Genomic DNA, 26,147 nt, shown 5'->3' on the forward strand with positions numbered 1-26,147 from the left:
GTGCGCCACATCGCCACCGCCGGCGCCCACCTGGCCATGCGCCGCATCGATACGGCAGGCGCCGGCCTGGCCATGCGCCGCGTCGCCACCACCACCGCCGGCCTGGCCATGCGCCGTATCGCCATCGCGGGCGCCGGCCTGGCCGGGCTGACCGCCGCGCAGGAGCTGCGGCGCCTCGGGTACGACGGCGAGATCAGCCTGGTCGGCGCCGAACGCCACCGGCCCTACCGCAGGCCGCCCCTGTCCAAGGAGTTCCTGCTCGACCCGGAGGCCGACGTCGCCCTCCCGGGCACCGGCGAGCTCGGCGCCACCTGGCTGCTCGGCCAGCCGGCCACCGGCCTGGATCTGGCCGGCCGCCGGCTGCTCCGCGGCGCCCTGGAGCCTGTCGCGTTCGACGGCCTGATCATCGCCACCGGAGCGCGGGCCAGAACGTTGCCGGGCACCGGAGCGCGGGCCAGAACGTTGCCGGGCACCGCCGGCCTGCCCGGCGTGGTCACGCTGCGCGGCCTCGACGACGCCCGGGCGTTGCGGGCCGCGCTCGGCGCCCGCCCCCGCGTGGTGATCGCCGGCGCCGGCTTCCTCGGCTCGGAGCTGGCCGCCACCCTGCGGTCCCTGGACCTGCCGGTCACCCTGGTGGAACCCGGCCGGGTGCCGCTGCGCCGGCCGCTGGGCGAGCGTCTCGGCGCCGTCATCGCGGACCTGCACCGCGCCCACGGCGTCGACCTGCGGCTCGGCCGCCGCGTGGCCGCCGCCGCCGGCACCGGCCGCGTCGAGCACGTACGCCTCGACGACGGCACGGTCCTCCCGGCGGACCTGCTCGTCGTGGCTCTCGGCGCCGAACCGGAGCTCGGCTGGCTCCACGGCTCCGGCCTGCGCCTGGACGGGGGTGTCGTCACCGACCGCCACGGCCTGGCCGCGCCGGGGGTGGCCGCGGCCGGAGACGTCGCCCGGCGGCCGTCCGTCCTGCTGGGCGGGGAGCTCGTCCGGGTGGAGCACTACAGTGCCGCCGTCGAGCAGGGCGCGCACGCGGCCCGGTCCCTCCTCGGCGCCGCCGCCCCGCCCGGCGCGGTCCCGTCGTTCTGGTGCGACCTGTACGGCCACCGCCTGCGGTCCGTCGGCGTCACCGGCACCGGCTACCGGCCGCGGCTGGTCCACCTCGAACCCGACGGCCGCTTCCTGGTCGAGTACCAGCGTGACGGCCGCGTGGTCGGCGCGGTGACCGCCGGTTTCGTACGCCACCTGTCCGCCTATCGCCACCTGCTGGCCGAGGCGTACGCATGACCCGCTCAGCCGGTGCCGGCCTCCTGGAGCCACCGCCCATGGAGCTCCAGCAGGATGCGGACGGCCTCGTCCGGGTGGAGGTAGCTCGCCGCGTACTCGCCTTCGAGGCTCTGCTCGCCCACCCAGTCGCCGACGGCGGACGGGTCGTCGCCGCCGATGTCGAGTGAGCAGGTGTCCCAGCGGCACCGGTAGTAGAACCGGTCACCCTCGGGGACGGCCCCTTCGAGCTGGACCGGCGCGGCGAAGCAGGTGACGTCGATCTCCCAGCCCCTGGACCGCAGCTCGGGCAGCAGCCGCGCCCAGGCCGCGTCGGCCTCCTGGACGTCGGCAGGTGGGAACGGGTCACGGTGCGTGAGGGTGAAACCCGCGGAGGTCAGCGCGTCGACGACGCTCCCGGCACGGCCGGTGGCATGGATCAGGACGCCGGTCGGCTCGCGCGGGATCGTAGCGAGCACCGCCTCCCGCTGTTCGGCGGGCAGGGAGCCGAACATGGCGCGCTGGGCGTCGGTGTCCGTGACCCCGATGGACTCCCCGTCCGGGCCGCCGGCGTGGAAGCTGACGAACCCGTCGCGGTGCGTCTCCTCCAGCTCGATGCCGAGCGCCGCCGCGAGTGCCCGCGCCGCGCTCCGGACCGGCTGCTCGGAGGTGAAGATGAGGCTCTGCCGTGACCAGTCCACCATCCGATCCTCACCCAGATGTGCGAAAGGGTGCCACCCGGAAGAGTGACACCCTGATCGACCAGCGAAACCCTGGTCGGGACGACAGGATTTGAACCTGCGACCCCTTGACCCCCAGTCAAGTGCGCTACCAAGCTGCGCTACGTCCCGGCTTGTGTCGGCCGCCCCTCTGGGGGGCGGGACGTCATAACCTTAGCGCACATCGGACGTGCACGCGTACACGGAGAGCGGGAGCGGAGGCGGCCAGGTGGGGCGCAAGCCGACCATTGATCGCGAGGAGCTGGCGCGGCGGGTGGCGGAGGGGATGAGCGTGCAGGAGCTGGCCGCTCACTTCGGCGTCAGCGAGTCGGGGGTGCTGCAGGCGAAGCGGGCCGCCGGGCTGGCCAAGCCGATGCTGGACCACAGCGCCGCGCTCCCGTGGAAGCTGGCCCGCGAGCACGCCCAGTCCGGGCCGGCCACGAACCTGCGGAACCTGTCGGCCGCGGCCCAGGGGAAGCCGCCCGCGGCGGAGCGGCTGAACACGGCGCTGCGGTGGGCGCAGCGGCTCGTGGACGCCGGGCTCGACGTGCGTTATGACGCCGCCGGCGGCTTCACGGAGGTGCCCGCCGCCCCTCAGGGCTCGCACGTCGCATCCGTGCTGGCCGCGGCCAGGAAGGCACTCGACACCCGCTGAGAAAGGCGTTTCGACCTGCCGTTCGAGGGCAGTCGCTGGTCTCGACACAGAGACCGGAGGCGAACATCATGTCCACCTGGGCTTGGGTGGCCGTCGTCGTGGTCGCGGTGGTGGCGCTCGCCGCAGTCGGTTATTTCGTGCTGCAGCAGCAGAAGCGCCGCACCCATCTCCGCGAACGCTTCGGCCCCGAGTACGAACGCATAGTCGCAGAGCACGACAACAACCGCCGCGAGGCGGAGCAGGAACTACTCAGCCGCGAGCAGCGGCACGCCGGCCTCGACATCCGCCCCCTGACACAGGAGTCGCGCGACACCTACGCCAACCGGTGGACCGAGGTGCAGGAACGTTTCGTGGACGCACCCGGGTTCGCGGTGACCGAGGCCGACCAGCTCGTCACCGCGGTCATGGCCGAGCGCGGCTACCCCACGGAGAACTTCGAGCAGCGGGTGTCCGACCTGTCGGTGGGGCACGCCGCGACACTCGACCACTACAGGACGGCTCACGAGATCAGCGGGCGCGCGGCCAGGAAGGAGGCCTCCACCGAGGACCTCCGTCAGGCCATGGTGCACTACCGCGCGCTGTTCGAGGAGCTGCTGCAAGAGACCACCCGAGGACGGTGAACGCATATGAGCAGCGACGAGCTGAAGGTCCCGTCGCAGCAGCAGCGTGATGACGCACACGACAACGACGACGACCACGACGCCCTGAGGAACGACCACGACGCCCTGAGGAACGACCCCGTCGACGGCGACGAGCTCGCCCGCAGCGAGGCCAGGACCGAGAACCTCCCCCGGCACAACGACGAGGAGGAGGAAGGGACGGGCCGCAGCCCCCGCGCCGATGAGGAGTACGCGGCCGCCGTCCCCGGCGCCACCGTCGCCGACGACGACCCCTCGTACCGGGACCCGTACGCCAGGACCGGCGGCGACATGCTGGCCGAGCCGGAGCCCGAGCCCGCCCCCGACCCCGCCCACGCCACCGCCGGCTCCCACGCCGCCCCCGACGACATCGTGCTGTTCGACCAGGACCCCGCCGAGGTGCAGGCCCGCTGGCGCGACGTGCAGTCCTCCTTCGTGGACGACCCCGGCGAGGCCGTGCAGCGGGCGGACGGGCTGGTCAGCGAGGTGGTGGACTCCCTCACCAGCACGTTGAGCAACCGGACGAACGCCCTGCGCGACCGCTGGAAGGAGACCGGGAGCAGCGCCGACACCGAGCAGCTGCGCCTGGCCCTGCGCGACTACCGGACGGTCCTGGAACGCCTGCTGGCCCTGTCCAGCAAGTCACCGGCACAACCGGCACAGTCGGCACAACAGACACAGCCGGCACAACAGACACTGCCGGCGCAGACCTCGCAGCCTGATCCGTTCCAGAGTCAGGGAATGAGGTGACATGACATGCTCGCGGTCATCGCAGCGATCATCTTCGGGCTGGGCTTCCTGCTCGACCTGGTAGGCGCGACGATTCCCGGCGGGTTCTCCGGCATGACGTTCGTCCTGCTGGGGCTGACCCTGCTGGCCCTGCACCAGGCAGGCGTCGGCACGGCCAGCATCCGTACGGGTTACAGCAACTGGCGGGGCAGAGCCCGCCGATAGCGGGATCGAAAAGGATCGCCGGGCGGCCGTGCCGTCCGGCGATCCGCTGTTCAGGGGTGGTCAGCCACCCTTGCCGGGGAACCTCATGATCACCGTGCTGCCGCCGCTGCCGACGCGCAGGGTCAGGTCCGAGGAGAGCAGCCGCGCCACCCACAGCCCCATGCCGCCGACGGCGCCGGGCAGCGGCCCCGGCTTCCAGGCGCCGTCGTCGTGCACCTCGACGATCAGATCTCCGCTGATCACCCAGGTACGCATGCGGGCGTCGGCGGCCCCGTGGGTGACGGCGTTGGTCGCCACCTCGTTGACGGCGATGACGAAGTCGCCGATGACCTCTTCGGGCATGCCGACGGCCCGGGCCTCCTCCTCGGCGAACTGCCGGACCTCCGGCAGGTCGGCCAGCCGGAACAGCAGCGATTTCACGGGCGCGCCGGGTGGCGGGCTCGTGTAGCCCGACTGAGGCTCGACGTCCTCGTTCACCCGGCGACCGCCCTCGTCAGCCGACCAGCTCGGCGCGAAGCTGGTCGAGAACCTTGCGGAGAATGCGCGATACATGCATCTGGGAGATTCCGAACTCGGCCGCGATCTCGGCCTGCGTCATGTTGCCGAAGAAGCGCAGCAGCAGGATGTGCTTCTCGCGGGAGGGCAGCGCGTCGATGAGCGGCTTGACGGCCTCCCTGTCGACCATGTTGCTCAGCGTGTCGTCGTCCTCGGGGATGACGTCGCCGAGCGAGGCGGCGTCGTCGTCGGTGCCGAGCGGCGCGTCGAGCGACAGGGTGCTGTACGCGGCGGAGGCGTCGAGCGTGAGCAGGACGTCCTCCTCGCTGATGTTCATCTTGGCCGCCAGCTCGGCCACGGTCGGGGACCGGCCGAGGTCCTGGCTGAGGTCGGCCACGAGCCGGTTGAGCTCCGAACGGCGCTCCTGGTAGAGCCGCGGCACCCGGATGGCCCAGGTGCGGTCGCGGAAGTGGCGCTTGACCTCGCCGGTCATCGTCACGACCGCGTACCCGCGAAACGCGTGCCCGAGGGTCGGGTCGAAGCCGTTGACGGCTTTCATCAGGCCAACATACGCGGCCTGGAGGAGATCCTCCAAAGGTTCGCCGCGGTAGCGGTAGCGGCGGGCGATCTCCATGGCGAGCGGGCGGTGCATCTCGACGATGCGCTCGCGCAGGCGCTCCCTGTGGCTGTCGGGCGTCTCTTCCCTGGCCATCTCGGCCAGAAGTTCTTCCGCGGTCATCTCCTCGAGGACGTATTCCTGCACAGCCATCGCTGCTCCTCATATGGGTCGCAGGCGGCCTGCCGCAAAGGAAAAAGCCCATGCAGAGGCACGCCTCGCTCTACTCTCGAGACCGAAGCCCTCTGCTGGACTTCGGCTCCAGTATCCCCCATGCGCCGGGAAGTATTCCTCGATCGCGCGGTGACAGTAGGGTTGCTCCGTGACAATGCCGGAGAACGGCGAGGAGCCAGTGGCGGCCCTCAGCCTGACGTCGTCGACCGTGGACGAGATCACCGTGGTCAGGGTCGACGGCGTGCTCGACGCCACGACCCGGGCCCAGTTCGCCGACTACCTCGCGATGGCGGGCTCGGACCTGATCCTGGACCTGGCCGGGGTGACGTTCATGGATTCGCGCGCGCTCGGGCTGATCGTGCACCACTGGCAGACGAGCCTGGCGGCGGGCGCCAAGTTCGCGCTGATCGGGGTCGAGTACTCCAAGTCCAAGGTGATGTGGATCACCGGCCTGGCCCAGCGCCTGCCGCTCTACGACACGCTGGAGGACGCGCTGGCCGCCATCAAGTGACCGGCCGGCCCCTCAGGGCCGCGCCGATTTGCGCTGGTGCTCGTCGACCAGCAGCCTGGCCAGGTCGGCCACCTTGACCTGGTGGTGCTGGGAGATCCTGCGCAGCTCCTCGAAGGCGGCCTCGGCGGTGCATCCGCTGGTCTGCATGATGATGCCCTTGGCCTGGTCGATCACCGAGCGGCCGGCCAGGGCCTCCTGGAGCTGCGCGTGGTCGGTGCGCACCTCCTCGAACTCCCACATGTTCGCCATGGCCACGCCGACCTGCTCGGTCAGCATGTCGGCGAGCGAGCCCGCCCCCTGGGGGGAGAAGGCGCCGGGCCGTACGGAGTAGAGGCCGACGACGAGCAGCGCGGGCGACACCTCGATGGGCACGACGAGCACGGAGCGCACGCCCCAGCGGGTGGCCAGCGCGTCGTAGCGGGGCCAGCGGGTCTCCTTGAGCACGTCCGTGACGGTGGCGCGGCCGCCGCTCTGCCTGGCCTCGACGGAGGGGCCCTCCCCCAGCTCGCGCTCGCCCTCGACGAGCATGATCAGCTCGCTGTGGGAGCCTGAGACGATGACCCGGTGGTCACGCCAGTGCTCGGCGGAGGCGCCCGAGCAGTTGGGCACGCCGGTGGCCAGCGCCGTGGTCAGGCCGCGCAGTACGCTCTCGGTCGAGGTGTCCTCCCCCAGGCGGCCCAGTGCGGCGAGATCTCGGGCGAGGCCAGGGGTGATCATCGCGGTCGATTCCATAGCAACAAGCTTCTACCCCTTATGGCTAGCATTATCCCGAGTGGCGTAGCGTCAGACCATGACCATGCCGGACCTCGAACACGCGCTTGACGCGCTGACCGGGCGCGTCTCCTCGTTGCGCGAAGCGAGGGCCGCTTACCCAGCCGACCTGGCACCCACGCTGGACGCCGCGCTCGCCGAGCTCGACACCGCCGCCGAGCTGCTGGCCGAGGCCCAGGAGGAGCTGCGCAAGGCTCCCAAGCGGGCCACCGGCCGCAAGGACGGCGGCCAGCGGGAGCTGAAGCTGCTGCGCCAGGTCCTGCGGGCCTTCCCCGTGCCCGTCGTCGTGCTCGACGGTGGCGGCGTGGTGCGCCGGATCAACCCCGAGACCTCCCGCGTGCTCGGCAGCCCCGACGGCTACCTGGTGGGGCGCTCGTTCCCGCTGCTGGTGGACGTGTCGCGACGGGCGGCGTTCCGCTCGCACCTGACGTCGGTGCTGCAGACCGGGCAGCCGGCGGCGTTCGAGACCAGGCTGGCGCACCAGGGGCGCACGCACACCGTCCAGCTCGCGCTGACCAGGCTGACGATGCCGGGCGAGCCGCAGCAGATGGTGGCGGCGGTGGCGCTGCCGACCGAGGTGCAGCTCCCCGAGCCGGGCGCGCGCCGGCCCGAGCAGAGCGACGGCGCGCTGCTGCTGGCCGCGGCCAAGCGGCAGGATCTGCTGACGCGCATGGGCAGGCTGCTGCTCGACGAGGAGGCGCTGCTGCGCCCCGTCGCGCTGCAGCGGGCCTCGCGGCTGCTCGCGGCCGAGTGGGCCGACTGGGTCGTGGCCGACATGGTCCGCGACGGCGCGCCGCGCCGCTCGGTCGTCATGGCGCCCAAGAACCACCCGCTGGGCGAGCTCGTCCGGCACGTCGAGTCCGCCGACCCGTCGGGCAGCCAGCTCGTGCTGCAGGTGCTCGATCGGGGCTCCGGCATGGTGCTGGAGATGGTGGACGACGACACGCTGCTCGGCTTCTGCGCCGACGGGCCGCTGCTGACCGCGATGGGCGCCGGCTCGGTGCTGTGCGTGCCGATCGGCCGCGGCGACGGGGTGCTGACGCTGGTGCGGGGGCACGACAGGCCGCCGTTCGCGCTGGCGGACCTGGCCGTGCTGCAGGAGGTGGGGCTGCAGATCGGGCTGGCCGTACGCGCTCAGAGCAGCTTTCAGAGCCGCTCGCGGGCCGCGGACGCCCTGTCGGCCAGCGTCGCCCCGCGCAACCTGCCCGACGTGCCCGGCTACGAGGCGGCGGCCGTCTACCACCCGGGCTCGTCGGTGGGCGCCGAGTTCTACGACGTGTTCCCCGTCTCGGGCGGCTGGGGCTTCGCGCTGGGCGGGGCCGCGGGCAAGGGCGAGGAGGCGGCCTCGGTCAGCGCCATGGTGCGCGGCGGGCTACGCGTGCTCAGCGTCTGGGAGACCGATCCCGACCTGGTGATGCGCAAGGTCAACCAGGCCCTGGTGACGCAGGGCACGGGCATGTTCGTGATGGCCGTGGCGGGGTTCGTGAAGGGGCGGGAGATCCGGCTGTCGTCGGCCGGGCACCATCCGGCCGTGACGTTGCAGTCCGACGGCGGCGTGCGCTTCGCGGCGGGCGGCGGCGTGCCGCTGGGCATCTCGCCCGAGGCGGAGACCGGGGTGGAGACGCTGACGATCTCCCCCGGGGAGACGCTGCTGCTGTACTCGGAGGGGCTGATCTCCTCCAGGAACGAGCACGGCGAGCCGTACGGGGAGGAGCGGCTGGCCGACGTGCTCAGCCGGTGCGCGGGCCAGGCGCCGTCCACCGTGGTCAAGGCGGTGGAGGCGGATCGGCACACGTTCTCCGGCGGCCAGGTGTGGGACGAGATCGTGGTCTTCGCGCTGCGAGGTGTCTGATCTGCGGGGGTTTGCGATCGACGGAAATCTGGGTATGGTCGAAGACGTAGAACGACGTGCCTAAGACGCAGGCACACCTTTAACGCTTTCCACGCTGAGGTGTGCCATGAATATCGCGATCGTCGCTTCCGCAAACGGTAACCAGCGCCACCGGATCATGTCCGTTGCACGCGAGCTGGGGCGCGAGCATCACGTCACCATCTACTCCCGCCGTGACAACGCCGATGGCAAGCCCAAGACGCGGGTGGCCCCGGGTGTCACGCTGGAGCACATCGACGTGGGCCCGGCCGAGGAGCTCACGGGTGACGACGTGGTGCCCTACCTCAACGAGGTCGGCAACCAGTTGATGAAGCGGTGGAACCAGGATCGTCCCGACGTGATCCACGCGCACTCGTGGACCGGCGGGCTGGTCGCGGTGGCGGGCGCCAAGGGGCTGGGCGTTCCCGTCACGCAGACGTTCCATACGGTCGACACCACCCACATGGAGCTGGAGCGGGCACTCGGCCGCCGGGCCAACGCGGTCATCGCGGGCTCGGGCGACGAGGAGTCGGCGCTGATCAGGCTGGGCGTGCCGCGCGGCAACATCGCCGTGGTGCCGTACGGCGTGGACACCGAGCGCTTCCAGCGCCGGGGCGCGGTCGCCACGCGCGGCAGCCGCAAGCGTCTCCTGCACGTGGGGCCGCTCTCGATCGACCGCGGCTCGCACACGATCGTGCGGGCGCTGCCGGGGCTCGGCGACGTCGAGCTGGTCATCGCGGGCGGGCCCGAGCCGGAGGACCTCGACCAGGACAGGGACGCGCGCCGCCTGCGCGCGCTGGCGGAGCAGCTCGGCGTGGCCGACCGGGTGACGCTGCTCGGCCAGGTGAAGCGGGCCGCCGTACCGAAGCTGATGCGCAGCGCGGACGCCGTGGTGTCGGTGCCGCGCGAGGCCGTGACGGGCATCGTGGCGCTGGAGGCGATGGCCTGCGGCGTGCCGGTGATCGCCTCGGCCGTGGGCGCGCACCTCGACTCCATCATCGACGGCGTCACCGGCCTGCTGGTGCCGCCGGACCGGCCCGCCCGCACCGCGCGGCTGGCCCGCGAGCTGCTCTACGACCCGACCCTGCGCACCGCGCTGGGCTACGCGGGCGCCGACCGGGCGCGCTCGCGCTACTCCTGGGAGCGGGTGAGCCAGGAGCTCGTACGCGTCTACGAGGCGGCCTGCGCCTGACCCCTCGGCACACGACTCCGGCAGGTGGCGGTGGCCACCTGCCGGCGCCATTTCCGGACCGTCCCGCGTGTGCGATCGTGCGCGCATGGACCTCCAAGACGCTCAGGCGCTGGCCCGTGCCCTCCAGCAGCTCCTCAACGACGCCCACAAGGTCATCGACGAGTCCCGGCCGGTCTCCGAGCTGGCGGCCAGGGTGACGGCGCACCTGTCCTGCGCGCTCAAGGACCTGGTGTGCGTCACGCAGTCCTTCCGGAACTGGGAGCACGCCAGCCTCCAGCGCGGCGTGGACGCGTACCTGGCGGCCAGGGGCGAGCCCGCCTGGTACGGCGTGTCCGCGCAGGGCCGGCCACACAGCGACACGATGGACATCCTGACCATGTCCAGACGCGGCTTCGAACACTTCGTGATCGGCGCCGTCGACTACGCCGCCACCGCGACCGGCCCGGACGAGACGATCGACGTCGTGACGTTCGGCCTGGTCGAGACCGTCGCGCCGGACGGCGCGCCCATCGTGATCGGGATGCGCGGGCCGGCCGAGATGTTCGGCAGGGAGGGCTGCCGGGTCGAGGTGATCGCCGCGTCGAGGACGAGCGCCACCGCCGCGCGGGAGGAGATCGAGCGGCTGATGCGCCGGCACGACGTGATGCGCGGCCAGATCCTCACCTTCGGCGTCTCGGAGCACCGGGGCAACAGCCTGGTGAGGTTCCTGCCGCGCCCGGCACTCGGCCCCGGCGAGGTGATCCTGCCGGAGGGCGTGCTGGAGACGGTGGAGCGGCACGTGGCGGGCATCGGCCGGCACGCGGAGGCGCTGCTCGGCCGCGGCCAGCATCTCAAGCGCGGCCTGCTGCTGCACGGCCCGCCCGGCACGGGCAAGACCCACACGGTGCGTTACCTGATGGGCCGCATGCCGGGCGTGACGGTGGTGGTCATGGCCGGCACGGCCCTGAGCGCCGTCTCCGAGGCCGCGGCCCTGGCCAGGCGCCTGCAACCGGCGATCGTGGTGGTGGAGGACGTCGACCTGCTCGCGCACGAGCGCCGCCATTCCGCGGAGGGCAGCCCGCTGCTGTTCACGCTGTTCGACGCGATGGACGGCATCGGCGCCGACGCCGACGTCACGTTCGTGCTCACCACGAACCGCGTCGACCTGCTGGAGGAGGCCCTCGCCGACCGCCCGGGCCGGGTGGACCTGGCCGTGGAGGTGCCCAGGCCGAACGCCCTCTGCCGGGCCGCGCTGCTGCGCCTGTACGGGGCCGCCCACCTGGCCGGACCGGACCTGGAGCGGCTGGTGGCCAGGACCGAGGGCATGACCGCCTCGTTCTTCAAGGAGCTGCTGCGCCGGGCGGTGCTGGAGTCCCTGCGCGAGGACCCCGTCCCGGACAGGCCTGGCATGGGGCACCTGACGGCCGCGCTGGAGGAGATGCTGCGCGGCCGCGAGGCCCTCACCCGCTCGCTGCTCGGCGCCCCGCGCACCGTCCGCCCCGTCCCGCGTTCCGTTCCTGGAGTGACGGAAGGGACAGAAGGGTTGTTATCCGAGTGAGATCTTTGCTTCGATGGACCGCATGCCTACACGCAGTCCGATCTTGGCGGCGGTGGCGCTCGCGGGCGTCGCCGCCCTCCCCCAGACCGCGCACGCACAGACCCCGGCGAGCTGGGGCCGCCCCGTGCTCGTGGAGAACTTCAACGGCTCCGCCATCGACACGAACCGCTGGATGATCTACCACTCGCCCCAGGCGCGGCACAACCCGCGCACCGGGAAGGCCGCCTCGGTCTCGAACGGCGCGCTGCGGCTGAAGGGCGGCCTGTACGGCGGCAAGGACCTGTCGGGCGGCGTGGCGACCAGGCTCGCCCAGCAGTACGGCCGGTGGGAGGTCAGGTTCAGGGCGGAGGCCGGGGCCGGGTACACGCCGGTGGCGCTGCTCTGGCCGTCCTCCCAGGACGGATCCCACTCGGAGGTCAACTTCGCCGAGATCGTCGACCCGAAGCGGCAGGGCGGCGGGATCTTCGTGCACAGCAAGCAGGGCCGTGCCAGGAAGGTGCTGCGGGGCGACTTCACGCGGTGGCACACGGTGGCGGTGGACTGGCTGCCGGGGCGGCTGACGTTCTGGATGGACGGGGAGAAGGTCTGGGAGTATCGGGGGGCGCACGTTCCGGAGGGGCGGCGGATGGGGCTGGCGTTGCAGAACGACGTGGTGTGCGAGCCGCGCTGCCGCGACTCCTCGACGCCTGACACCGTGTCGATGTACGTGGACTGGGTGAAGGTCTACAAGGCCCGCTATTCGTAGATGGTGGCCGCGGTGAGCATCTGGGCGATCAGCCACCATGAGGGTTGCTCCGGTTCGGCCATTCCCTGGTTGCGGAAATAGCCGTCCATGCCGTCGGTCCAGGCGGCCAGAGCCTCAAGAAACTGCGGCAACGTGATGTTCTCCCAGTTCGAGCTCTCCGGCGACTCGGCGGCCTCCGCCATGGCGGCGATGAGCCTGGCAAGGTCTTGCCGAGTCACCACTTGGTCGGCCTGTTGATACAGATTCACGTCCGTTCACCATCCCATCAGTCAGCCGGCCGGGGGCCGTGCCATTCACCGCCACGGATCTGGATGCCGATGCCCTCCGTCCGCGTCTGGAACTTGCGTCCGACCTCGTCCCTGATCTCTTCGGGAGTCGCCATCCGATAGGGCACGGACTCTAGTCCGGCCTTCTGGAAGGCGACGAGCCGGCGGTGATCCAACGTGAACAAGTGGCCATCGCGCTCGAAGAGGCGAATGGTCGGCAGGTCCGCTGGGCTGAGCGTGCCGTTCCGCAGGGCTTCGGCGGTTTCTTCGATGGTCTGCCCCGTCCTGTACCGAGGACTCACACTGTCCTGGGAGAACCGGACCTCGTTGGGGTTGATCTCGCCCCTGGCCGGATACGGGCTGAGGCCCAGCGGGTCGAGCCAGGTCGCCGGGTTGACCACGTACGCGTACGGGTTCCAGCCGCCCGACAACCCCAGAGGGTCGCTGGAGGTGTAGCGCCCGCTCGCCGGATCGTAGTAGCGGAACAGGTTGTAGTGGAGGTCCGACTCCTCGTCCGCGTACTGGCCCGGGAACCGCAGCGGGCAGTGCGCCCCCGCCGACATGACCTGCGAGGCGAAGCCCCACAGCGTGTGCCCGGCACGCCAGGCGAGCGTGCCTTCGGGGTCGATGAGCTCGGCCGGGGTGCCCGCCAGGTCGGTGGTGATGGCGTAGAACTGGCGGTCGATCCACTCCTGGCCGGCCTCGAGGACGCGCTCCGTCTGGGTGAGTGGGCGGACCGCCTCCGGCTCCCACTCCCAGACGGTGGCCCGCCCGGCGGCGGTCTGCTCGGCGAGGGTGAAGCCGTCCCAGGTGAAGTCGACGCGGTCCGTGCCGTCGTGGCGTTCCTTGGCGACGCGGCGGCCGAGGGGGTCGTAGACGTAGCGCCAGCGGCTGCCGTCGGGGGTGACGAGTTCGGTCAGGCGGTCGTCGGCGTCCCAGGTGTAGTGCCAGGTCCGGGGCTTGGCGGACAGGCCCTTGCGCCGGCGGAGGACCACGCGGCCCTGGGCGTCGTACTCGTAGCGGACGTTTCCCGCCCTGCGGAGCTGGGTGCCGGTGTGCGTGCGGGGGCCCTGGACGTCCGGCGATGACGGCCAGCGGGCGTCGGTGATCTGGCCGGCCGCGTCGTAGGTGTAGCGCTCGGTCCAGTCGAGGCCGTGCAGGGTGGTGACCCGGCCGGCGGGATCGAGGTCGTAGTGGCGCCGTCCGGCCAGGAGGTCGTCGAGGCCGGTGAGCCCGCCGTCCGGGCCGTAGGCGTACGTGCGCCGCTGCAGCACCCTGCCCTTCGCCGTGCGCAGGGTCTGGTCGCGCAGGCGGGAGTCGGGGTCCCAGTCCTGGGTGAGCGACACGCCGGCGCCGAAGCTCAGGGACGTCTGCCGGCCCGCCGGGTCGTGGGTGAAGCGCATGGTCTGGCCCGCGGTGTGCAGGGCGGCCGGGTGGCCGGCCTCGTCGTACAGCCAGGTGCTCTCGGCGCCGGACGGCGTGCGGCGCAGCACCCGGCGGCCGGTGGCGTCGTAGGCGGAGGCGAGGGATCGGCCGTTGCAGATCTCCTCGGTGATCCGGCCCAGGTCGTCGCGGACGAGGCGCAGGTCGGTCTCGGGGTTGGCGGCCTGGACGAGCCGGCCTGCCAGGTCGTAGGCGAAGGTGGTGACACGGTCGCCGGAGCGCTGCTCGACCACCTGGCCGAGCACGTCGCGGGTGTAGCGGGTGGTCTGGCCCGCGCCGTTGACCCGCTCGGTGAGCCGGCCGGCGGCGTCGAAGCGGTAGGCGAGCGTGCGGTCGTTGAAGTCGGTCTCGCCGGTGCGGGCGCCCGCGGGGTCGTAGGTGTAGTGCCAGGTGAGGCCGAGCGGGTTGGTGACCTGGGTGAGGCGCAGCTCGGTGTCGTAGGTGAACTCGGTGCGGGCCCCGTCCGGGGTGGTCCTGGCCTTGGGCAGGTCGAAGGGGCCGATGTCGAGGCGGGTGATCCGGCCGAGCGGGTCGGTGTGCCCGGTCAGGTTGCCTTCCGCGTCGTGGGTCCACCGTTCCGTGGCGCCGCCGGGCAGGGTGCGGGCGGCTGGTCTGCCCTCGACCGTCCAGCTCTGGCGGGTGAGGTCGCCGAGCGGGTCGGTGATCGCGGTGATGCGGCCGAAGGCGTCACGCTCGTAGCGGGTGACGGCGCCGAGCGGGTCGGTGACGGCGATGGGCAGGCCGGCCGGGTTGTTCTCGATGGTGGTGACCTGGCCGAGGGCGTCCGTGACCGTGGTCAGGTGGCCGTGCTCGTCGTGGGTGTAGGTGTTGCGGGGGTCGGCGGTGAGGTTGCCGCGCTCGTCGTAGGTGAGCCGCCAGGAGGTGCCGTCGAAGTCGGTGATGGTGGCGGGCTGGTCCAGGGCGTCGCGGGTGAGCGTGCGGCGGGCGCCGTCGGGGCGGGTGATGGCGAGCAGGCTGCGGGCGTCGTAGGTGTAGGTGGTCGTACGGCCCAGGGGGTCTGTCTCGGACAGCAGGCGGTCGTACGGGTCCCACTGGTAGTGGGTGGTGTTGCCCAGCGGGTCGGTCTGCTCGGTGACCTGGAGCAGGTCGTTGTAGTGGTAGGTGGTCTCGTGGCCGAGGGAGTCGCGGGCCGTGGTGATGCCGCCGGCGTAGGAGATCCGAGTGTCGAAGATGCCGTCGCTGCCGCTGCCTTCGACGCATCTGCCCTGCTCGTCGTAGGTGTAGGCGTACCAGGTGCCGATCCGGTCGATCCAGCGGGTCAGCCGGCCGTGCTCGTCGTAGTCGAAGCGGAGCGGCAGGCCGGAGGAGTTGATCACTTCGGTCAGGTTGCGGTGCTCGTCGTAGCGGTAGGCGACCAGCGTCTGGCCGGCCTCGCGCAGCCGGATCGCCACGATCAGGCCGGCGTGCGTCTCGATGTCGAGGTGGTAGCCGCCGGAATGTGACACCTCGGCGAGCACGCCGCCGGTGTAGCGCAGGTCGATGCGGTTGCCGTTGCGGTCGGTGACGGCCGTCAGCGGGAGCACCCGCGCCTCCTCCTCGGCCTGGTCGATCTCGGTGAAGTGCAGGGTGTGGCCGGTGGCCGGATCCGTCACCCGGTAGACCTCGCCATCGGGGTCGCGGGTCAGCAGCAGGCGCGGTCCCGCGTCCGGCAGCACCTCGTCCGGGCCGGGGTGCGGGAAGGTGAGCAGCGCGCCGGTGGCCAGCGCCAGGCACACGCCCTGCTCGTCGATCTCCAGCCGCTGGTCGACGGTGGAGGCCCAGGACGGGCCGAACCAGCGGCCCACCTGGTAGGACGACAGATGCGTGCGCTCCAGCACCAGCGGTAACACCCCGGGCAGCTCGACGTCGTGCTGGGGGAGCAGCACGGTGCCGGTCGGGAAGTGCACCGGGTCCTTGCTGAAGAACTGCCTGGCTTTCCGCCACGCCGTCCCTGCGGCCGTCGCGGCCCGGCCCGCGCCGCCGGCCAGCGCCCCGCGCAACCCCGCACCGGCGACCGCCGTCGCGCCCGCCGGGATCCCCGCGGTCCGGAACAGGCCCATCGCGGTGCCGCCACCGGCCCGTACCCCCGCCGCCAGCCCGCCCAGCGCCGCCACCGCCTTGGCGCCCTGCGCCAGCATCCCCACCTGGCGGCCGCCCGGGAACACGCCGATCCCGTCCAGGACCACCTGGCCCAGGCCCGCCCTGCCCTGCCGGTACTTGTTCAGCGAGTCGGCGAACACCACCGCCCCTGCCACCACCGCCGCCCCCAGGAGGATCGCCCCGGCCAGCCCGCCGGTGCCGACGATCAGCACCGCGATCCCCGCCACCATCGCCACGTTGCGAGCCAGATTCACGAAGTCGTCCCAGGACCGGAACGGCGTGGAGACCGTCTCCCACGCCTTCTCCAGCCAGGACTTGTTCTGGATGCCGCTGCCGTGCAGGGCCTGCTCGATCTCGCGCACCGCCCGCGACTCGGCATCCCCGCGCAGGCCGGCCGCCTCCTCGGCGATCCGCCGGGCCCGGGTGCGGTCGGCGTCGGCGTTGCGGGCGCGGGTGACGGCGGGCCGTACCGCCGCCTGCACCGCCGGATCGGCCGCGCTCACCGCCGACTCCACCTCGGCCAGGCTGCCCGTCGCCGCCGTGGCGGGCAACTGGGCCCGAACCTCGCGCAGCGCCCCCTGGTACTGCTCGTCGGCCGCCTGCCCCTGCCGCAACGCGCTACCTGCCTGGGTCTTGGCCTGCTCCAGGCTGCCGGCGTAGGTGTTCAGCGCGGTGCCCGCGCCGCGGTAGGCCCTGCCCAGCTTGGCCAGCTCATCCGGCAGCGTCCGCAGGGCCTCGGCGTACTTGGCCGCGTAGTCGCCGCGCATGTTCAGCGCCGGGCTGTTGCCCGAGACCGTAGCCAGCCGGGCCGTGTTGTCCTCGGCCAGCTTCGCCTGGTCAAGGAGACGCGTGGCCAGCGCCCGCACCTGCACCGGGTCCCCCGGCGCAGGGTCGCCCGCCAGCCCGAGTGTTTCCCATCCGCCCGGCATGAGATCACCTGCTTCGCTGACCCGTGCTGGGTCTCGCGGTGTTGTACGCGGCCGGCGGAGGCCGGGGTTCAAGCCGATGACTTTCTGTCGGTTTCCTGGTCTAGATTGACGACCGACGAGAAGGAGCGACCCTATGACCGAGCCCCAGACCCACACCCTTGAGGTGCCCGGCGCCACCATCGCCTACGACGTGCGCGCGGCCGAGGGGAGCGCCGAGCCGATCCTGCTGATGATCGGCTCCCCGATGGACGCCACCGGCTTCACCACCCTGGCCGGCCACTTCGAGGACCGCACGGTGGTGACGTACGACCCGCGCGGGGTCTCCCGGAGCAAGCGGACCGACGGCCTGGCCGAGTCGACGCCCGAGCTGCACGCCGACGACCTGCACCGGCTGATCGACGCGATCGGCGGCGGCCCGGTCGACGTCTTCGCCAGCAGCGGGGGCGCGGTGAACGCGCTGGCGCTGGTGGCGCGGCATCCCGAGCAGGTGCGCACGCTGGTGGCGCACGAGCCGCCGCTCGCCAAGGTGCTGCCGGACCGGGAGCGGGCGATGGCCGCGATCAAGCACATGCGGGAGACGTACGAGCGTGAGGGCTTCGGGCCGGCGATGGCGCAGTTCATCGCGCTGACGGGGCACCGCGGCGAGTTCCCGGCGGATCCGAAGGAGCTGCCGGTGCCGGACCCGGCCATGATGGGCCTGCCGGCGCAGGACGACGGGTCGCGCGACGACGCGCTGCTGGGGCAGAACCTCGTCACCTGCACCCACTACGAGCCCGACTTCGACGCGCTGCGGGCCGCCTCGACCCGGGTCGTGATCGCGGTCGGTGCCGAGTCGGAGGGGGAGATGGCCCGTCGCGGGGGCGAGGGCGCGGCCGAGCGGCTCGGTACGAAGCCCGTCACCTTCCCCAGCAACCACGGAGGTTTCATGGGTAACGAGTTCGGCATGCCGGGCCAGCCCGAGGCCTTCGCCGCCGCACTGAGGCAGGTCCTGAGCGCGTAACGCCCGGGCCGGCCCGCAGCTTCATGGGCGGGTGGCAGCGGGACCGCTCGGGGGCTCGTGAGTGCGTAGGCGGGCCGCCTTCAGGCCCAGGTGCACGGCCAGCCGGTCGTCGCCGTCCGACAGGTCGCGGTGGGTGAGGCGCTCGGCCTTGCCCAGCCGGTAGTAGAGCGTCTGGCGGTGGATGCCCAGCTCGGCGGCGGTCTTCTGCACGTGGCCGCCGCGGTCGAGGTAGACCTCCACGGTCTGGGCCAGCTCGGTGTCCAGCGCCGCGGTCTCCTCGGCCAGCTCGCGCAGGTCCGCCTGGCTCAGCCGGGCCAGCAGGCGGTGCACGCCCAGGTCCTCCCAACGGGCGATGGGCGCGTGGCGGGGGAAGTGCTCGGCGATGCGCAGCGCCTGGCGGGCCTCGCGCCAGCTCAGCCAGGCGTCGGCCGGGTCGTCGCGGGGGGCGCCGATGCCGGCCGCGGTGCCGTACGCGCCGCGCACGGTCTGCGCCACCTCCGCCGCCAGGTGGGCGGGGGCGAGCAGGGCGACGGGGGAGCCCGCGCGGGCCAGGACGCCGCGCGGAAGCGTCCAGAGGGCGGCGACGCGATCCTGCGACTCGCGGACGGCGATGGCCGCGACCGGGCCCGGCACCTCGATGGAGGCGCCGGCCCGCTCCTCCGGGTCGGCGGAGAGCAGGGCGCGCAGGCCGTGCCCGAGGTCCTGGCGGCTCCTGGCCTCCTGGGCGAGCGCGGCGGCGGCGCGCGCGACGAGCGGGGCGGCGGCCCGCAGCCACTCGTCGGTCAGCTCGCCGGAGTCCAGCAGCCACAGGTAGCCGTAGGTGACGTCGGCGTGGCGCAGCGGCCAGCAGACTCTGGCCAGCACTTTGAGCTCGGCGTCGGCGGGGATCCTGACGGGGCCGCCGGCCCTGGCGATGCCGTAGCGTTCGAAGTAGTCGCGTACCTCGCCCGTGGCGCGCCGGCGCAGGATCGACTCCTGGCGGACCGTGTCGATGTCGCCGTGCTGGGCCCCGTACGCCAGCAGCCGGAACGAGCGGTCCTCCAGCGTCGCGGACGCGCCCAGCCGGGCGGCGATCTCGTCGACGATCTCTTGTAGGTCAGCCGAGTTGTGCATTTGTACGACAGCCTGCCACAAGCCGCGTTACGCCCGTCGATGGCCCCCTCTGAGCTGCGGTTTCTACACTGAACCCATGCTGGGTCAACTGCTCCTCGCCGCTTCCGGAAGCGGCCTCGTACGCCGTACCGTGTCAGGCTTCCCGCTCACGAGGAAGGTCGTGCAGCGGTTCGTCGCGGGCGAGAGCGTCCAGGAGGCCCATGCCGCGATCGAGCGGCTGCGCGACGCGAACCTCGCCGTCACCGTGGACCACCTCGGCGAGGAGACGCTCGACGCGCGGGCCGCAGAGGACACCGCGAACGCCTACATCACGCTGCTGCAGGCCGTCGAGCCGCTCGCGCTGGGCACCCGGGGCGAGGTGTCGGTGAAGCTGTCGGCCGTCGGCCAGCGGCTCGACGAGTCGATGGCGCTGGAGCACGCCCGCGAGATCTGCGCCGCCGCGGCCGCCAACGGCTCGACCGTCACGCTCGACATGGAGGACCACACCACGGTCGACTCCACGCTGTCGATCCTGCGCAAGCTGCGCGAGGACTACCCGTCCACGGGCGTGGCGATCCAGGCGTACCTGTTCCGCAGCGAGCAGGACTGCCGCGACCTGTCGTCGGAGGGCTCCCGCGTGCGCCTGGTCAAGGGCGCCTACCGCGAGCCCGCGTCGGTGGCGCACCAGGGCAAGTCGGACGTGGACAAGGCGTACGTGCGATGCCTTCGGATCCTCATGGCGGGGAAGGGGTACCCCATGGTGGCGACGCACGACGACCGCATGATCGCGATCACCGAGCTGCTCGCCGACCGCTTCGGGAGGACGATCGGCGACCACGAGTTCCAGATGCTCTACGGAATCAGGACCGACCGGCAGGAGGCCCTGGCGGGAGCCGGTCACACGGTCCGCGTGTACGTCCCCTACGGCGACGACTGGTACGGCTACTTCATGCGCCGCCTCGCGGAGCGCCCGGCCAACGTCGCCTTCTTCCTTCGTGCCCTTGGGGGTAAGTAAATGGATGCCATCAGCAACGTCCCGGTGCCCGCGAACGAGCGCGTGTTCGGCTACGCGCCCGGCAGCGCCGAGCGGGAGACGCTGGCGGGCCGCATCAAGGAGCTGGCCGGCGCGTCGCTCGACCTGACCATGACCATCGGCGGCGAGCAGCGGCTCGGCGGCGGCGCCCCCATCGACGTGGTGCAGCCGCACAACCATGCCTCCGTCCTGGGCCGTACCAACGACGCTACGGCCCAGGACGTGCAGGACGCCATCGCGGCGGCGCTGACGGCGGCCCCGGCGTGGCGGTCGCTGTCGTTCGACGAGCGGGCGGCGATCTTCCTCAAGGCCGCGGACCTGCTGGCGGGCCCGTGGCGGGCGACGCTGAACGCGGCGACAGTCCTCGGGCAGTCGAAGTCGGTGCAGCAGGCGGAGATCGACGCGGCCTGCGAGCTGATCGACTTCCTGCGCTTCAACGTGGCCTACGCCCGCCAGCTCTACGCCGACCAGCCGATCTCGTCGCCCGGCGTGTGGAACCGGATGGAGTACCGCCCGCTCGAAGGATTCGTGCTGGCGATCACGCCGTTCAACTTCACCGCGATCGCCGGCAACCTGCCGACGTCGGCCGCGCTGATGGGCAACGTCGTCGTCTGGAAGCCGTCGCCGACGCAGCAGTTCGCCGCGCACTTCACGATGCGGCTGCTGGAGGAGGCGGGGCTGCCGCCGGGCGTGATCAACCTGGTGACGGGCAACGGGCAGGCCGTGTCCGAGGTGGCGCTGGGGCACCCGGCGCTCGCGGGCATCCACTTCACCGGCTCGACCGCGACGTTCCAGCACCTGTGGCGCACGATCGGCACCAACATCTCCGCCTACCACGCCTACCCGCGCCTGGTCGGGGAGACCGGCGGCAAGGACTTCGTGCTCGCCCACCCCTCGGCCGACCCGGCCGTGCTGACGACGGCGCTGGTCAGGGGGGCGTTCGAGTACCAGGGGCAGAAGTGCTCGGCGGCGTCGCGGGCGTACGTGCCGCGGTCGCTGTGGAGCCGCATGCGTGACGACTTCGTCGCCACCGCCGAGTCGCTGACGGTGGGCGACGTGGCGGCGGACCTGTCGACGTTCATGGGCGCGGTCATCGACGGCCGGGCGTTCGCCAAGCACAAGGAGGCGATCGACCGGGCGCGCGCGGCCTCCGACATCGACGTGCTCACCGGCTCCTACGACGACTCCGTCGGCTACTTCGTCAAGCCCACCATCCTGGAGTGCGCGAACCCGGCCGACGAGATCTTCGTCAAGGAGTACTTCGGGCCGATCCTCGGCGTGCACGTCTACGAGGACCGCGACTACGACCGGGTCGTGGACCAGATGGAGGGCATCGCGCCGTACGCGCTGACCGGGTCGATCATCGCCCAGGACCGTTACGCCATCGCCACGGCGGCCGAGCGGCTGCGCTTCGCGGCGGGCAACTTCTACGTCAACGACAAGCCGACGGGCGCCGTCGTGGGCCAGCAGCCGTTCGGCGGCGGCCGCGCGTCCGGCACCAACGACAAGGCCGGCTCGATCTTCAACCTGACGCGGTGGGTGAGCGCCCGCGCGATCAAGGAGACGTTCGTGCCGCCGACCGACCACCGTTACCCGCACATGGGCTGACCGCCCATCGCCGTCAAGAGCCCCCGGGGTCCTGCCCCCCGGGGGCTCTTGACGCCGGCCCCACAATGAGGGCGTGATCGACCACTACCGGGACCTTCTCCAGCGGTACGGCTGGCTGGGGGACCACATCTGCTGGATCGTCGTGCGGCCGCTGGACGAGGGCCTGACGGTCGACGACGTCCTGTGGCGGCTGAACGGCGGCCGCGACCCCGAGCATCGCGTCATGGCCTTCCCCAGGGAGGAGGCCGCGATGGAGGAGGAGCGGCCCGTCTTCCTGGTCCACGAGGACGAGGGGGCGTGGGGGCTGCTGGAGTTCTCCCTCGGCTACGCCGTCCCCGACGACGTGCTCGCCAGGGTGAGCGAGGACGTCCAGTCCTGGATGGTGACCTGGCACTTCAACGGGGGTGCGACCGTTCTCTACGCGGCCGGCGGCAGGGTCAGGGCGTGGATGCGGGACTTCGTCCTGTCCGGGCAGCGCCGCGAGGGCGGCGATCCCGACGTGCTGGCGGGCTTCCGCGCCCTGCTCGACACCCTCGGCCCGGAGGACCACGACGGCAGGCGGGCCGCGGCGCTGGCCTTCGTCGAGCAGGCCACGGGCGTGGGCATCGAGCGCGACTGCATGGACGTGAAGGACGCGCCCGTCGTCATCCTGGGCGACCCCGTGGCGTAATCTGCAATATTCGTGTCGTTGACGCCACCCGGGCGGCGCGACCAGCATGAAAGGCATGCAGCGACGAATCCTGATCGTCGTCTTCCCCGGGTTCCAGCTCCTCGACATGGCCGGTCCCGCCGACGTGTTCGGGACGGCGGACCTGATCGTGCCCGATGGCGGCTACGCGGTGGAGGTGGCGGCTCCGGGCGGGGGCGCCGTCAGCGCGGGGAACGGCGTCACGGTCGTGGCCGGCGCGCTCGGCGAGGCCGCGGGGACGGTCGACACGCTGCTGGTGGCGGGCGGGCTGACCGTGCCCGAGCACGTCGAGGACCGGGAGCTGATCGCCGACATCGTACGCCTGGCGGCCGGCGCCCGCCGCGTGGCCTCGGTGTGCAACGGCGCGTTCCTGCTGGCGGAGGCCGGGCTGCTGGACCACCGGCGGGTCACCACGCACTGGCTGTCCGCCGGCGAGCTCGGCAGCCGGTACGCCGACGTCGAGGTGGACCCCGACCCGCTCTACATCGAGGACGGCGACGTCTGGACCTCGGCCGGCGTGCTGTCCGGGGTGGACCTGGCGCTGGCACTGGTCGCCAGGGACCACGGCCACCCGCTCGCCAGGAACGTCGCCCGCGGCCTCGTGGTCTACCTGCACAGGCCCGGCGGGCAGAGCCAGTTCAGCACGCCGATGCGGGCCATGACGCCGCGCAGCGAGCCGCTCAGGGAGCTGCAGGCCTACATCGACGCGAACCCGGGCGCCGACCTCAGCGTGCCCGCGCTGGCCGCGCGCGCCGGGATGAGCGAGCGCCACTTCTCCCGCGTCTTCACCGAGCAGACCGGCCTGTCACCCGGCCGGTACGTCGAACGCAGCCGGGCCGACACGGCCAGGCGGCTGCTGGAGGTGACCGGCCTCCCCCTGGCCGCGGTGGCCAGGGAGTCGGGCCTCGGCACGCAGGAGACGCTCTACCGGGTCTTCCGCCGGCACTGGCGGATCTCGCCCGGCGACCACCGCAGACGATTCCACGCCAAGGAGAGGCGAGAGCCATGAACGTAGCCATCCCGCTCTATCCCCGCTTCACCGCGCTCGACGCGGTGGGGCCGTACACGGTGCTGGCCTTCGCGCCGGGCGTCACGGTCACGTTCGTGGCCGGCCAGGCGGGGCCGGTCGCCGACGACCACGGCACGCTCACGATCAACGCCACCGCCGCGTACGCCGACCTGCCCGCGCCGGACGTGATCGTGGTCCCGGGCGGCAGCGGCACCTTCGACGCACTGTCCGACGAGGCCCTGGTGACCTGGATCAGGCAGGCGCACGAGCACACCAGGTGGACGACCTCCGTGTGCAGCGGCTCGCTGCTGCTCGGCGCGGCGGGGCTGCTGGAGGGGCTGCCGGCGACCTCGCACTGGGGGGTGCTGGACATGCTCAAGACCTACGGGGCCGAGCCGGTGAGCGAGCGCGTGGTCACCGCGGGCAAGGTCGTGACGGGCGCGGGGGTGTCGGCGGGCATCGACATGGCGCTGACGCTGCTGGGGCAGGCGAGCGATGAGGAGACGGCGCGGAGCGTGCAGCTCATGATCGAGTACGACCCGCAGCCGCCGTTCGACAGCGGCTCGGCGAAGACGGCCTCGCAGGCCATGATGGAGCGCGCCCTCAGCCTGCTCCCCTGACCGGCCCCCCTGTGTGGAGCGGGCGTGTGGAGCGGGCGTGTGGAGCGGGCGTGTGGAGCGGGCGCCCCCGTCCCTCCAGCCCGGGGCGAGGGCGCCGCTCCTCCAGGCCCTGTGTCCGGCGGGGCCCGGAGGTCTCGCGCGGCGGCTTGGAGCGTTCCAGATGCCGCTCGCGCCGAGGCCGGATGCCGAAGAAACTATGGCGTCGCGCGAGGCCCTGGCTTCAGGGCGGCACCTAGGGAAATCCCTAGGCCGTGATCGCCCCGGGCACCTCTGAGCCCTGCCGCGCCCGTCAGCCGTCGCGTTCCGAGCCGACCGGCAGGACGTCGAAGTGCACGATGACGTGCCCGGTCCCGTCGCGGTCGCCGCTGTCCGACAGCGCCCGGTACTGCTCCAGCACCTCGAACACCTGGTCCCGCATCCGCGCCGTCTCCTCCGGGGTGAGCCGCAGCGAGCGGCGCCCGTACACGCTGGCCTGGACCCACTCCTCGGGCGCTGTGGCCGATTCCTGGCGCCAGCGGGCCAGCTCGGCGCCGCGCGTGCGTACGAGGTCGTCGAGCAGGTAGTCGAGCGCGCCCGCCACCTCGGGGTCGGCGGGACGGGCGTCGCCGTAGGAGAAGCCGCCGGGCGTGATGCGCCAGTACTTCTCCTTGCCGCGGCCCATCCCGGCCACGACCTCGATCATGCCGTGCTTGGCGAGCTCCCTGAGGTGGTAGCTGGTGGCGCCGGTGTTCTGGCCGAGGAGGCCGGCCAGGCGGGTGGCGGTGGAGGGGCCGTGCTCCTCCAGGAGCTGGTAGATCCGCAGGCGCAGCGGGTGGGCGAAGGACTTCAGCGCGTTCGCGCCGAGCGTCCGCGAGGAGAAGGACTTGATTCGCATGACTGTGCAAGCCTATCTTTGCAAAGAAACCTGTGCACACTTTTCCTTACACACTAGCGGAGCAAGCCGTGGCACGTCTCGGGCGATCGTTCGCCTTCCTGTGGTCATCCACGGGGCTGTCCAACCTGGCGGACGGCGTACTCAAGATCGGGGCGCCGCTGCTGGCGGTGACGATGACCCGCTCCCCCACCCTGGTCTCCCTCGTGGGAGCGGCCGCCACGCTGCCGTGGCTGGTCCTGGCGCTGCACGCGGGCGCCCTGGCCGACCGGGCCGACCGCCGCCGCGTCATGGTCGGCGCGAACCTCGTCCGCGCCGCCCTCCTCGCCGCCGTCACCGCCCTGGCCGTGCTCGGCCTGCTGAACCTCTGGCTGCTGCTCGCCGCCGTGCTGCTGGCCGGGGTGTGCGAGGTGTTCGCGGACCTGTCAGCGCAGTCCGTCCTGCCCATGACCGTCCGCGGCGAGGAGCTGACCAGGGCGAACGGCCGGGTGTCCACCGCCCAGATGATCGGCAACGACTTCGTCGGCGCCCCCGTCGCGGGGCTCCTCGTCGTGGCGCTGCCCGCCGCCGTCTTCGGCGCCCCCGCCGTCCTGTACGGCGCCGCGGGGCTGCTCCTGCTGGGCATGCGCGGGACGTACCGGCTGCCGGACCCGCCCGCGCGCCGGCCGATGCGGGCCGACATCGCCGAGGCGCTGCGTTACCTGTGGGGGCACCGGATCCTGCGCAGCCTCGCGATCACCGCCGGCCTGCTCAACCTCGCCAACGCCGGCTACTTCGCCGTCTTCGTGCTGTGGGCGGTCGGCGACGGGTCGCGGATCGGGCTGGAGCCGGGCGAGTACGGCCTCATGACCACGGCCTTCGCCGTCGGCGCGGTGTTCGGGTCGCTGCTGGCCGGCCGGGCCGCGGCGGTGTTCGGCGAGCTCAGGACGCTCGTGGGCAACTGGATGACCACCAGCGTGCTGCTCCTGGTGCCGGTGATCGTGCCGTCCCCGTGGACGCTGTACCCGACGGCGGTGCTGTGGGGGCTGGTCGGCGCCGCGGGGAACGTCCTGGTGATCTCGGCCCGGCAGCGGCTGATCCCGGCCGGACTGCTCGGCAGGGTCAATTCGGCATACCGCCTGATCGGGATGGGTGGCATGCCGCTGGGAGCGGCCCTGGGCGGCGTCGTGGCGGAGCTCGCGGGGCTCACGGCCGCCCTCGTGGGCGCCGCAGGAGTATGTTTGGTGGCAGTCGGACTGGTGTGGCGCGCCCTGTCAGATCAATTTTCTGGGCCTCTGACCAGCGAACCTACACTTTCCGACATATCCAGATCACGTTAGGCACCCTACAGCCTGTGCTGAGGTGACATGATTAT

25 protein-coding genes and 1 tRNA gene are annotated in these 26,147 nt (G+C 72.2%); 17 read left to right on the forward strand and 9 right to left on the reverse strand.

Features of this window, described 5'->3' with window-relative positions:
- Complete coding sequence (locus HD593_RS36815) at positions 1-1,281, forward strand: NAD(P)/FAD-dependent oxidoreductase (RefSeq protein WP_221525173.1); 1,281 nt, start codon at positions 1-3, stop codon at positions 1,279-1,281.
- Between the two features lie 5 nt (positions 1,282-1,286).
- Here the strand turns inward: HD593_RS36815 and HD593_RS36820 are convergent, their stop codons facing one another.
- Both HD593_RS36820 and HD593_RS36825 read right to left on the reverse strand, forming a co-directional pair.
- Positions 1,287-1,961 (reverse strand): hypothetical protein, encoded by a 675-nt coding sequence (locus HD593_RS36820; RefSeq protein ID WP_185106535.1) that lies wholly within the window; start codon positions 1,959-1,961, stop codon positions 1,287-1,289.
- Positions 1,962-2,031: 70 nt separating this feature from the next.
- Positions 2,032-2,108 (reverse strand) — tRNA-Pro (locus tag HD593_RS36825).
- Positions 2,109-2,166: 58 nt separating this feature from the next.
- Between HD593_RS36825 and HD593_RS36830 the strand changes: the two genes are divergently transcribed.
- The 4 genes from HD593_RS36830 (at position 2,167) to HD593_RS36845 (ending at position 4,223) form a co-directional block, all read left to right on the forward strand.
- Entirely contained in the window at positions 2,167-2,631 is a 465-nt protein-coding gene (locus tag HD593_RS36830; RefSeq protein WP_312903960.1) for a helix-turn-helix domain-containing protein, read from the forward strand.
- 68 nt (positions 2,632-2,699) lie between these two features.
- Positions 2,700-3,251, forward strand: coding sequence for a hypothetical protein (locus HD593_RS36835; RefSeq protein WP_185106536.1), 552 nt, complete (start codon positions 2,700-2,702; stop codon positions 3,249-3,251).
- A 6-nt stretch (positions 3,252-3,257) separates the two neighbouring features.
- Positions 3,258-4,019, forward strand: coding sequence for a hypothetical protein (locus HD593_RS36840; RefSeq protein WP_185106537.1), 762 nt, complete (start codon positions 3,258-3,260; stop codon positions 4,017-4,019).
- A 6-nt stretch (positions 4,020-4,025) separates the two neighbouring features.
- Positions 4,026-4,223, forward strand: a complete 198-nt coding sequence (locus HD593_RS36845) for a hypothetical protein (RefSeq protein WP_185106538.1) — start codon at positions 4,026-4,028, stop codon at positions 4,221-4,223.
- A 60-nt stretch (positions 4,224-4,283) separates the two neighbouring features.
- Here the strand turns inward: HD593_RS36845 and HD593_RS63735 are convergent, their stop codons facing one another.
- Together HD593_RS63735 and HD593_RS36855 are read right to left on the reverse strand one after the other, a co-directional pair.
- On the reverse strand, positions 4,284-4,700 hold the full coding sequence (locus HD593_RS63735; protein ID WP_185106539.1) for an ATP-binding protein: 417 nt from the start codon (positions 4,698-4,700) through the stop codon (positions 4,284-4,286).
- A gap of 16 nt (positions 4,701-4,716) precedes the next feature.
- A complete protein-coding gene (locus tag HD593_RS36855) occupies positions 4,717-5,487 on the reverse strand; it encodes a SigB/SigF/SigG family RNA polymerase sigma factor (RefSeq protein WP_185106540.1) in 771 nt (256 codons plus the stop codon).
- A 175-nt stretch (positions 5,488-5,662) separates the two neighbouring features.
- On the opposite strand from HD593_RS36855, the gene HD593_RS36860 reads away from it, so the two are divergent.
- Complete coding sequence (locus tag HD593_RS36860; protein ID WP_185112354.1) at positions 5,663-6,019, forward strand: STAS domain-containing protein; 357 nt, start codon at positions 5,663-5,665, stop codon at positions 6,017-6,019.
- 12 nt (positions 6,020-6,031) lie between these two features.
- On the opposite strand, the gene HD593_RS36865 is transcribed toward HD593_RS36860, so the two are convergent.
- On the reverse strand, positions 6,032-6,751 hold the full coding sequence (locus tag HD593_RS36865; protein WP_185106541.1) for a GAF and ANTAR domain-containing protein: 720 nt from the start codon (positions 6,749-6,751) through the stop codon (positions 6,032-6,034).
- Between the two features lie 58 nt (positions 6,752-6,809).
- Here HD593_RS36865 and HD593_RS36870 point away from each other — a divergent pair, with 58 nt between their 5' ends.
- The 4 genes from HD593_RS36870 (at position 6,810) to HD593_RS36885 (ending at position 12,134) form a co-directional block, all read left to right on the forward strand.
- Positions 6,810-8,642, forward strand: coding sequence for a PP2C family protein-serine/threonine phosphatase (locus HD593_RS36870; protein WP_246546904.1), 1,833 nt, complete (start codon positions 6,810-6,812; stop codon positions 8,640-8,642).
- A 157-nt stretch (positions 8,643-8,799) separates the two neighbouring features.
- The gene (locus tag HD593_RS36875; RefSeq protein WP_246546906.1) at positions 8,800-9,852 is read left to right on the forward strand and encodes a glycosyltransferase; all 1,053 of its coding nucleotides are present in this window, start codon (positions 8,800-8,802) and stop codon (positions 9,850-9,852) included.
- Positions 9,853-9,937: 85 nt separating this feature from the next.
- Complete coding sequence (locus HD593_RS36880; protein WP_185106543.1) at positions 9,938-11,389, forward strand: AAA family ATPase; 1,452 nt, start codon at positions 9,938-9,940, stop codon at positions 11,387-11,389.
- A 22-nt stretch (positions 11,390-11,411) separates the two neighbouring features.
- Positions 11,412-12,134 carry a glycoside hydrolase family 16 protein gene (locus HD593_RS36885; protein WP_185106544.1) on the forward strand — a complete coding sequence of 241 codons (723 nt, stop codon included), beginning with the start codon at positions 11,412-11,414 and terminating at the stop codon, positions 12,132-12,134.
- Here the strand turns inward: HD593_RS36885 and HD593_RS36890 are convergent.
- Positions 12,125-12,382 carry a DUF7660 family protein gene (locus HD593_RS36890; protein ID WP_185106545.1) on the reverse strand — a complete coding sequence of 86 codons (258 nt, stop codon included), beginning with the start codon at positions 12,380-12,382 and terminating at the stop codon, positions 12,125-12,127. The genes HD593_RS36885 and HD593_RS36890 overlap by 10 nt on opposite strands.
- Positions 12,383-12,399: 17 nt before the next feature.
- Positions 12,400-16,872, reverse strand: a complete 4,473-nt coding sequence (locus HD593_RS36895) for an RHS repeat-associated core domain-containing protein (protein WP_185106546.1) — start codon at positions 16,870-16,872, stop codon at positions 12,400-12,402.
- Between the two features lie 133 nt (positions 16,873-17,005).
- Here HD593_RS36895 and HD593_RS36900 point away from each other — a divergent pair, with 133 nt between their 5' ends.
- Entirely contained in the window at positions 17,006-17,872 is an 867-nt protein-coding gene (locus tag HD593_RS36900) for an alpha/beta fold hydrolase (protein ID WP_185106547.1), read from the forward strand.
- Positions 17,873-17,893: 21 nt separating this feature from the next.
- On the opposite strand, the gene HD593_RS36905 is transcribed toward HD593_RS36900, so the two are convergent.
- Positions 17,894-18,985, reverse strand: coding sequence for a PucR family transcriptional regulator (locus HD593_RS36905; RefSeq protein ID WP_185106548.1), 1,092 nt, complete (start codon positions 18,983-18,985; stop codon positions 17,894-17,896).
- A gap of 76 nt (positions 18,986-19,061) precedes the next feature.
- Here HD593_RS36905 and HD593_RS36910 point away from each other — a divergent pair, with 76 nt between their 5' ends.
- The 5 genes from HD593_RS36910 (at position 19,062) to HD593_RS36930 (ending at position 23,922) form a co-directional block, all read left to right on the forward strand.
- Positions 19,062-19,979, forward strand: a complete 918-nt coding sequence (locus HD593_RS36910) for a proline dehydrogenase family protein (RefSeq protein WP_185106549.1) — start codon at positions 19,062-19,064, stop codon at positions 19,977-19,979.
- Positions 19,980-21,605, forward strand: a complete 1,626-nt coding sequence (pruA, locus tag HD593_RS36915; protein ID WP_185106550.1) for an L-glutamate gamma-semialdehyde dehydrogenase — start codon at positions 19,980-19,982, stop codon at positions 21,603-21,605.
- A gap of 73 nt (positions 21,606-21,678) precedes the next feature.
- Positions 21,679-22,275, forward strand: coding sequence for a hypothetical protein (locus HD593_RS36920; RefSeq protein WP_185106551.1), 597 nt, complete (start codon positions 21,679-21,681; stop codon positions 22,273-22,275).
- Between the two features lie 55 nt (positions 22,276-22,330).
- Positions 22,331-23,302 carry a GlxA family transcriptional regulator gene (locus tag HD593_RS36925; RefSeq protein WP_185106552.1) on the forward strand — a complete coding sequence of 324 codons (972 nt, stop codon included), beginning with the start codon at positions 22,331-22,333 and terminating at the stop codon, positions 23,300-23,302.
- Positions 23,299-23,922 (forward strand): DJ-1/PfpI family protein, encoded by a 624-nt coding sequence (locus HD593_RS36930; RefSeq protein WP_185106553.1) that lies wholly within the window; start codon positions 23,299-23,301, stop codon positions 23,920-23,922. The genes HD593_RS36925 and HD593_RS36930 overlap by 4 nt, the downstream gene beginning before the upstream one ends.
- 289 nt (positions 23,923-24,211) lie before the next feature.
- On the opposite strand, the gene HD593_RS36935 is transcribed toward HD593_RS36930, so the two are convergent.
- Positions 24,212-24,796 (reverse strand): ArsR/SmtB family transcription factor, encoded by a 585-nt coding sequence (locus HD593_RS36935; RefSeq protein ID WP_185106554.1) that lies wholly within the window; start codon positions 24,794-24,796, stop codon positions 24,212-24,214.
- Positions 24,797-24,864: 68 nt separating this feature from the next.
- Here HD593_RS36935 and HD593_RS36940 point away from each other — a divergent pair, with 68 nt between their 5' ends.
- Positions 24,865-26,112, forward strand: a complete 1,248-nt coding sequence (locus tag HD593_RS36940) for an MFS transporter (RefSeq protein ID WP_312903962.1) — start codon at positions 24,865-24,867, stop codon at positions 26,110-26,112.
- Positions 26,113-26,147 lie beyond the last annotated feature (35 nt).

It is taken from the genome of Nonomuraea rubra (assembly GCF_014207985.1).
Classification (GTDB): Bacteria; Actinomycetota; Actinomycetes; order Streptosporangiales; family Streptosporangiaceae; genus Nonomuraea; species Nonomuraea rubra.